Origin of the sequence: Bacillus sp. JJ1474 (assembly GCF_036965225.1) — a bacterium.
Lineage (GTDB): Bacteria > Bacillota > Bacilli > Bacillales > Cytobacillaceae > Cytobacillus.
On sequence record NZ_JBALPC010000176.1, the window covers coordinates 1 to 8349 of the forward strand.

Below are 8349 nucleotides of genomic sequence, written 5' to 3' on the forward strand. Positions count from 1 at the left end.
GTTTAAATATTAAAAAAGATAGTAAGTATAATGAAAAAATCACGACAGAACTTTCTTTATAATTAAAATTGGAAAATGAAATATGGAGAAGTTCAGAATTTATTTTCTAGGTTGATAAAAGGAGTGAAAAAAGAGTGGATACCTTACTTATTAAGCAGGCACGGGTAGAAACAGGTTTTGAATATGAAGGAGACAGGGTATGCGGAACAAAAACAGAGTTAATGGATTTGTTTATTGAGAACGGTAGAGTAAAGGAAGTATCTTCTTCGGTTCATAAAGATGGTGTTGATGTGCTAAATGCAAATGGAAAACTGCTAATGCCATCTTTTCGTGATATGCACATCCATTTAGACAAAACGTATTTTACTGGACCTTGGAAAGCTTGTAATCCTGCTCCAAAGGGGATATTTTCACGTATTGAAGAAGAACAGTCTCTTCTTCCCAAGCAACTTCCGTTTGTACAGGAACGAGCAGAAGCAATTATAGATTTGCTGTTAACACAGGGGCATACACATATTCGTACACATTGTAATATAGATCCTGTTATTGGGCTCAGTAATCTAGAAGCAACAGTACAAGCTTTTAAAAGTTTTCAGGGAAAATTAACCTATGACATCGTTGCTTTTCCGCAGCATGGATTGTTACGAAGCGGTGTAACGTCTTTAATGAGAGAGGCAATGAAATATGGTGCAACGATTGTAGGTGGACTGGACCCAGCTACGGTTGACCGAAATATTAATCAATCTCTTGAAACAATGATGGATATTGCGGTTGAAGCAGGAACAGGCATAGATATTCATCTACACGATCCAAGTTCACTTGGTGCATATACAATTAATATGTTGGCGGAAGTAACGAAACATGCAAAAAAGGAAGGTCAGGTTACAATTAGTCATGGAATTGCGCTTGCAGATTTAGAACAACAAGAGTTAATCCCGGTGATAGAAACTTTGCTGGATACTGGAATTGATATAACATCAACGATACCTATCAATAGACCAACCATTCCTGTTCCGGTTTTAAAGTCATATGGTGTTTCTGTATCAGTTGGTCATGACTGTTTAACAGATCATTGGTCTCCATTTGGAACTGGAAACACAATAGAGAAGCTGAGTATTCTAGGAGAGCGTTTTAGATTAATAGATGAATACAGCCTTAATCGAACATGGGGCTTTGCATCAGGCGGTGTTACGCCACTAAACGAATTAGGTGAAAAAGTATGGCCACAAGTTGGAGATATTGCAAACATGATTCTTTTGGATGCCACTTGCTCCGCACATGCAGTAGCGAGAAGGGCACCTGTCAAAACAGTCCTTCATCAAGGCACTATTGTAAAGAACAACGCATGAGGAGGCGGTCTTCCTTGACTATAAAAACATGGAGTAAGAATAGAAGGGAATATGTGTGAAGAAATATGGATACAAAGGAATTCTATGGGCTTCAAAAATAAAAAGACAAAAAACTATAAAAAGCAGTAAAAATTACGAAAAACAAAATATTTAGCATCATTCATAATCTAAATATATTAAAAATTCAGAAATATAAAGGAGGAGCATTTTTTTGATTGATTTACTTTTAACAGACGGATTTGTCGTAACGATGGATAAGCAAAGGCGGTTACTTCAAAATGGCGGAGTAGCAATAAATAAAGGAAGAATTATTGATGTAGGCAATTCAGAAGATTTAAACAAAAAGTATCAGGCAAAGAAGGTAATTGATTGTAAAGGTCATGTAATAATGCCAGGCTTTATTGACGCGCATGGTCACGGGGGCCATTCACTTTTCAAAACGATAGCTTCAGATAATATTGGAGATTGGATGCCTATAATAACAACTGCATACAAGCACTTTGTGACCGATGAGTTTTGGTATTATGAAGGCAAGTTATCAGCACTCGAACGATTAAAATGTGGAGTGACAACAGGAGTTTCAGTTATGGGGTCTGTACCTCGTTCGGATAATCCGATATTTTCCATAAATCATGCAAAGGCTTATACAGAAATTGGAGTAAGAGAAATTGTTTGTACAGGTCCGGCTAACCCTCCGTGGCCACAGTCATTTAGCCGATGGAAAGATGGAAAGCGAATAGTCGAGGAGGTTACTTTTGATCAGGCTATTAAAGGAGCAGAGGCGGTTATAGAGGCCCTTAACCATTCACATAATGATCATATAAGAGCTTTTATTACTCCTTATGTCATTGTTACATCTGTCAATTCATCTGCACCTACGCCACTGGAATCACTTCATAGGCTGACAGATCATGATAAAATGCAGGCTCGGCTGGTTCGTTCAATCGCTAAAAAATATGATACGCGTATTCATTCTGATGCATTTGGCGGAATGATTCACCTTGCAGCTAAGGAAAAGGAGTTTTCACTTTTCGGCCCTGATGTTCATTTACAGCATTGTCGTGGGATATCATTCGATGAAGCGAAAATTCTCGCTGAAACAGGTACTAATGTCAGTGCATCACCAGGTTTTGGATCAATTAATGCTCGAACACCTGTTACTGAATTAATTGAAATGGGAACTACAGTTGCAATTACTACAGATGGAACATCACCAATTAGCCCATTTGATATGTTCCAAGCGATGAGGCGTATGCAGCTTCTTCAACAGGCAGCCCTTAGGGATTATTATTATTTACCACCAGGAAAACTATTGGAGATGGTCACCATCGATGCTGCAAAATGTGTAGGTTGGGACGATGAAATTGGTTCACTTGAGATAGGCAAAAAAGCAGACGTAATAACTGTTAATTTTAATCAGCCACATTTAACTCCGGCTTTCATGCATGTTCACCGTCTTGTATACCAAGCAGTAGGAAGTGATGTTGATACTGTAATTGTAGACGGTAATGTAGTAATGGAAAATAGAATTGTAAATACGGTGGATGAGAAGCAAGTACTAGACGAAGCAAATGAAGAAGCTTGGGCAACAGTTAAAAGAGCAGGATTGGAACCTTTTATGCAGCCAACTTCTTATTTTTGGGGACATGCAAGAGCATATTTGGATGAAAGGCGTTTTAATAAGGAAGAGTTTGAGCAGAAAATGGAGGTAAAAATTTTATGAAGAAAAAACTAAAGGCAAAATACGTAATTGCCTTCGATGGTAATGATCATACTATTTTAACCAATGCAGAAATTGTTTATGAAAACGACACTATCTTGTATGTTGGAGAATGTTTCAATGGGCAGGTTGATGAAACAATCGATTTTGGAGAAGCTGTAATTAGCCCTGGCTTTATTGATCTTGATGCACTTGGTGATATTGATCATGACTCCATTCATGTTGAACAAGAAGAAGAAAAACGCAAAAATCTGCTTTGGTCAAAAGAGTATTACGATGCTGGACCAAAAGAGTTTATGTCGGAGGAAGAAGAGGCATTCAAGTCTCTTTATGCATATTCTCAGCTAATACTAAATGGTGTTACAACTGCAATGCCGATTACATCTGTTTTCTACAAAAAGTGGGCAGAGACATATAAAGAACTAGAAGCAGCGGTTCATCATGCAGGAATGTTAGGTTTACGTGTATATTTAGGACCAAGCTATCAATCCGGAATTAGAGTCGTGTCACCAAATGGAGAGATAACTGTGGAATTTGATGAAGACGAGGGTCAAGCAGGTTTGGAGCGAGCGGTTGAATTTGTTCGGCGGTACGATGGTGCTTATAACGGGCTGATAAGAGGGATGCTTGCACCTGAAAGAATTGAAACCCAATCTGAAGATATTCTTGTTAAAACAAAAAAGTATAGTAAAGAATTAAAATGTCCGGTACGCCTTCATGCAGCCCAAGGTGAATTCGAATATAAAGAAATTGTAAGTCGTTATCAAAAAACACCAATTCGTTTTCTGTATGATATTGGTTTCCTTGATAAGAATACGGCAATACCTCACGCAATTTATACAGCTGAGTATGTAGGAGAAGAAGAAAAATATGGCAGTGATTTGAAGCTTTTACACGAAACAGGTGTAACAGTAATTCATTGTCCCCTAGTGTTGGGGAGGCATGGTGTTGCAATGGAATCATTTTCAAATTATTTGGGGATGGGAATACCACTTGCACTAGGTACCGATGCGTTTCCGCCAGACTTTTTTCAAAATATCCGTACAGGGGCAATATTATCACGCATAACTTCAAAAAAAGTACAAGGTTCTACCTTTGCTGATATTTTTAGAGCAGCCACAATTGGAGGAGCATCTTTTTTAGGTCGTCCTGATTTAGGACGACTTGCACCTGGGGCAAAGGCAGATATTATCGTTGTAGATATGTCAGGCTTTCACATTGGCAATATTGATGATCCTTTCAGAACAATGTGCCTTGCAGCTTCAGGAAGTGATATTAAGATGTCTATTATTAATGGTAGAACTGTTATGAAGGACAGAACCATACCGGGAGTAGATTTTACAGAATTGAAGAAAAAAGGGAAGGATTATTTCACAAAACTTAAAGCAAGTTATATAGTTAGGGATTATCAGAGTCTTGGTCCGGAGAAACTTTTTTCTTCAGCTTTGAATAGTGACAGTGAACAACAAAAGATAGAAAAGTAGAAAAGGAGAGGAAAAAAATGAGTATTGTACAAAAGCCATATAAATTAATCGTATTATTACTGGTATTAATGTTTGGTCTCGTGGGATGTTCCACTACAAAAGAGAATGTGGATGGGAAAGAAAAGGTTGAAAAGGAAGAGATTAATGAATTAATAGTAGCTCGAAAAGCGGACGCAGGAAATATTGATCCACACTTCATATCAAGTAATCCTACTGCAAATTATGTATATGGGAAAGTATATGAAAGTCTTGTATCAAGGGATAAGGACTCGAACTATATTCCAGCATTGGCAGAAGAATGGAGTCAGATTGATGATTTAACTTGGGAATTCAAGTTACGAAAAGATGTAAAATTTCATGATGGAAGCGATTTTAACGCTGAAGCTGTTAAGCAGGTTTTCGATCGCCTGCTAGACGAAAAAACTGCTTCACCGAGAGCCGTAGTTTTTTCCATGTTGAAGGAAGTTGAGGTTAAAGATGATTATACGGCAGTACTTCATTTAAATAATCCATTTTCAGCATTATTGTCTGTGTTAGCAAGCAGTGAAGGCTCCATTATTAGTCCTAAAGCATTTAATGAAGGAGGAGTTGACTTATCAATCAATGCTGTTGGGACAGGACCTTTCAAGTTCGAATCTTGGAAACCGGGGCAAGAAATGATCCTTCTTCGCAACGAAGAATATTGGGGAACAAAACCTTCTTTTGAAAAACTTACGTATAAAGTAGTCCCTGAAGAATCGACAAGAGTCGCAATGGTCGAAACAGGAGAAGCACATGTAGCCGATCAACTTCCGGTAACAGAGCTAAATAGAGTGGAGGGTTCTTCATCAATGTCTGTTCTTCGAACAGAAGGATTTGGTGTTGAATATATTGGATTCAATGTAGAAAAGGAACCATTTACAGATGTGAAAGTACGCCAAGCGATTGCACATGCTATCGAAAAGGACGCAATCATAAAGGGTGTATACAATAGTGTCGGATCTAGAGTAGCATCAGCATTGGCTCCAAAGGTGGTTGGCTTTCACGATGGATTAAAAGATTTTCCATATGATGTGAATCAAGCAAAAAACTTATTAAAAGAAGCTGGTTTTCCTAACGGTTTTAAAACAACGATTGTAACCGATGATCGTAAAGAACGTATTAATTTAGCAGAAGTTATTCAATCTCAACTTAAAGGTATTGGAGTAGAAGTAGAGATACAAGTATTAGAGTACGGAGTTTATATTGAAACACTTTCTGAAGGGAAATCTGAAATGTATATTGGCGGATGGGGTAATGCAACTGGAGATGCTGATTACAATCAATACAATGTATTCCATAGCTCTTCAGCAGGACCGGTCGGAAACTTTTCCTTTTATAAAAATCCAGTAGTTGATAAGCTAATTGAGGACGCAAGAAAAGAACCAAATGAGGAAAAGCGAATGGAATTGTATGCGGAGTTGCAAGAAATTGAGTTAGAAGAAGCTCCTCTTATACCGATTAGAACTCTTGAGCATTTATCTGTAACTGCAAAGGGGATTGATCAGGTTTGGATGAACCCAGTTGGATTTTTCTTCTTTGAATAAGTGAATAACAAAAATTTGACCCAAAAGGTTGTTAATAAACAACTCTTTTAGGTCAATTTTTTATTCCATGGTGTTTATTTGGGATAACATTTATTCTGTTAGGTATCAAGCGATAGGTATTCTACTAAACCTTTTTCAATTTAAACGGACTGACCATTAAAAATGAAAGGATAATCGTTATAAATAAGAAGAATGGCGCAGGAATATAAGGAATCATAAGATAGCTCAATGTAATTAGACAGCCGGCAGCTGTTATCGGAAGTCCAGTAAAATAGCCATTGTTCTCACTAATATTAAATCGTGCTAAGCGGAAAGCTCCACAGCCAATATAAAAAATGGTGAAAAATGAACCGGGGGCCCCGAATTCAATTAAAATTCCTTGATATATTAATAGTGCAGGAGCAACTCCAAATGATATAATATCACTCATGGAATCTAATTGCTTCCCTAATTCCGATTCAATTTGAAGCTTTCTAGCAATCATTCCATCGAACCGGTCAGCAAGTGCTGCGACAAAAATGAGCAGCAAACTTAGATTTAAATTACCTTTTAAGGCAAAAATAATTGCAAACCCGCCTAATGATAAATTCACTAAAGTGATAACATTTGCAGTTTGTGCTTTTAGTTTTTTTATGGTTTGATCTAAAATATCATTTAAAAACATTTACCACACTCCTTTTTAGGTAAGATATCATATGCCTAGTTGTCGTCCTAAGTGCTTTAGATTCACAAGTAAGCACGGTACTGTTCTTATTTTATAATATTTAATTTTATTCTTTTTAGTACTGACCGTAAAGAGTATATTGGGGGTGAAAGAATGAAACAATCGCTTTATCGGCTTTTTATTGAGCTTACGAACGGTAAAATAACTTCAGGACTATTAAAAAGATTTGCTCGTTCCAATGCCAGCCGCCTGTTCGTCCCATCTTTTTGTAAAGCTTATCAAATTAACCAGGATGAAATGGGGAAAACATTAGCGGAATATCCCACTTTGCATGATTTCTTTACGAGGTCTCTTAAAGAAGGAGTACGTTTTATTGATCAAGATCCCTATTCCATTGTGAGCCCGGTTGATGCAGTCATTGAAGACATTGGCCTAATAAAGCCGGGACATATTATTACAGTAAAAGAAAAGGATTATTCCATTAGAGAGATGATGGGGAATGATGAAAAGCTAGATAAATATACGGATGGCTGCTACATGATCTTCTATTTAAGTCCTAGTCATTATCATCGGATCCATAGTCCTGTTACTGGCCGTGTTCTTGACCAATGGACTTTGGGTCAGAAATCCTTCCCAGTTAATAAATATGGTTTAAAATATGGAAAAGATGCACTGTCGAAAAATTATCGGACCATAACTGAAGTAGAGCATATGAACGGCAAGCTTTCAATTGTTAAGGTGGGGGCTATGTTTGTGAATTCAATAGAAGTGATACATAATGGTGATCAATTGGCAAAGGGTGATGAAATGGCTTATTTCTCCTTCGGCTCAACAGTTGTCCTTTTATTCGAAAAAAACAGTTTTACCCCAATGTCAACGATTAAAACACCATATGACATAAAAGTGGGTGAGCGGGTTGGCCATATTAATCATGACAAGAATATCACACAGTAGAAAAAACGTTTTGGAAGAGGAAAAAAGTGCCCTGCGGGGGCCGGTATATGTTTCGTGAATTCACAAAGCCGTGACCCCCACTAAAAAGGAACATAGCATTAGGATGAAACTTTAATCTTATGTGACAATGAACGTCGGTGAATTTCCGTCTGTATTAGGTTAATAAAGTCTGAGCTTAACTTTAACTCGATTGCTTTATAATAGGATTCGATTAATAGTTCGTCTGACAGCTTTCGCATGTCCATTCACCTCCATGAATTTTTATTTTAGAATTCTATATAATTGACTTCATACATATAATGTAAGATTTATGTTGTAATCATACTCTAGCAAACTTTTTTCCTTAGAACAACCGTTCTGTTATCCACAATGATTAGTGGATAACCTGTGGTTAAGTTGTTAGTAAAAGGTGAAAGTTCATATAAATGAGTGTGCTTAATGTGAATAAAGTTATCCACAGAAATTTTCTAAGAAAAAAATGTCGAAAAATTTCTTAATTAGCTCAGATTAAGCCTATGTTTGAAAGAGAGAATAAAATTGTTTATGATGAGTACAAATTATTACCTTTTCTTTTTCGTTTTATAATAAAGAAGTAAATAGAGGTGTTATATAT

7 protein-coding genes are annotated in these 8349 nt (G+C 37.0%); 5 read left to right on the forward strand and 2 right to left on the reverse strand.

All coding sequences use genetic code 11. The features are described from left to right. Positions 1–134: 134 nt before the first annotated feature. From V7164_RS19160 to V7164_RS19175, 4 genes are all read left to right on the forward strand, one after another. The gene (locus V7164_RS19160; RefSeq protein WP_335354929.1) at positions 135–1349 is read left to right on the forward strand and encodes an amidohydrolase; all 1215 of its coding nucleotides are present in this window, start codon (positions 135–137) and stop codon (positions 1347–1349) included. A gap of 211 nt (positions 1350–1560) precedes the next feature. After that, a complete protein-coding gene (locus tag V7164_RS19165; protein WP_335346895.1) occupies positions 1561–3072 on the forward strand; it encodes an amidohydrolase family protein in 1512 nt (503 codons plus the stop codon). Beyond that, on the forward strand, positions 3069–4553 hold the full coding sequence (locus V7164_RS19170; protein ID WP_335346894.1) for a chlorohydrolase family protein: 1485 nt from the start codon (positions 3069–3071) through the stop codon (positions 4551–4553). Before V7164_RS19165 ends, V7164_RS19170 begins: the two co-directional genes overlap by 4 nt. Before the next feature lie 17 nt (positions 4554–4570). Then, complete coding sequence (locus V7164_RS19175; RefSeq protein WP_335354930.1) at positions 4571–6118, forward strand: glutathione ABC transporter substrate-binding protein; 1548 nt, start codon at positions 4571–4573, stop codon at positions 6116–6118. A 124-nt stretch (positions 6119–6242) separates the two neighbouring features. Here V7164_RS19175 and pssA read toward each other — a convergent pair whose 3' ends face one another. Then, entirely contained in the window at positions 6243–6782 is a 540-nt protein-coding gene (gene pssA / locus V7164_RS19180) for a CDP-diacylglycerol--serine O-phosphatidyltransferase (RefSeq protein WP_335346892.1), read from the reverse strand. Between the two features lie 153 nt (positions 6783–6935). Here pssA and V7164_RS19185 point away from each other — a divergent pair, with 153 nt between their 5' ends. Beyond that, positions 6936–7736 (forward strand): phosphatidylserine decarboxylase, encoded by an 801-nt coding sequence (locus V7164_RS19185; RefSeq protein WP_335354931.1) that lies wholly within the window; start codon positions 6936–6938, stop codon positions 7734–7736. A gap of 98 nt (positions 7737–7834) precedes the next feature. Here V7164_RS19185 and V7164_RS19190 read toward each other — a convergent pair whose 3' ends face one another. Beyond that, entirely contained in the window at positions 7835–7975 is a 141-nt protein-coding gene (locus V7164_RS19190) for a sporulation histidine kinase inhibitor Sda (RefSeq protein ID WP_335354932.1), read from the reverse strand. Positions 7976–8349 lie beyond the last annotated feature (374 nt).

Bases quoted from the DNA above. Each gene is read 5' to 3' on its own strand.
- V7164_RS19170 (WP_335346894.1), top strand. From the start codon at position 3,069: ATGAAGAAAAAACTAAAGGCAAAATACGTAATTGCCTTCGATGGTAAT.
- V7164_RS19175 (WP_335354930.1), top strand. From the start codon at position 4,571: ATGAGTATTGTACAAAAGCCATATAAATTAATCGTATTATTACTGGTA.
- pssA (WP_335346892.1), bottom strand. From the start codon at position 6,782: ATGTTTTTAAATGATATTTTAGATCAAACCATAAAAAAACTAAAAGCA.
- V7164_RS19185 (WP_335354931.1), top strand. From the start codon at position 6,936: ATGAAACAATCGCTTTATCGGCTTTTTATTGAGCTTACGAACGGTAAA.
- V7164_RS19190 (WP_335354932.1), bottom strand. From the start codon at position 7,975: ATGCGAAAGCTGTCAGACGAACTATTAATCGAATCCTATTATAAAGCA.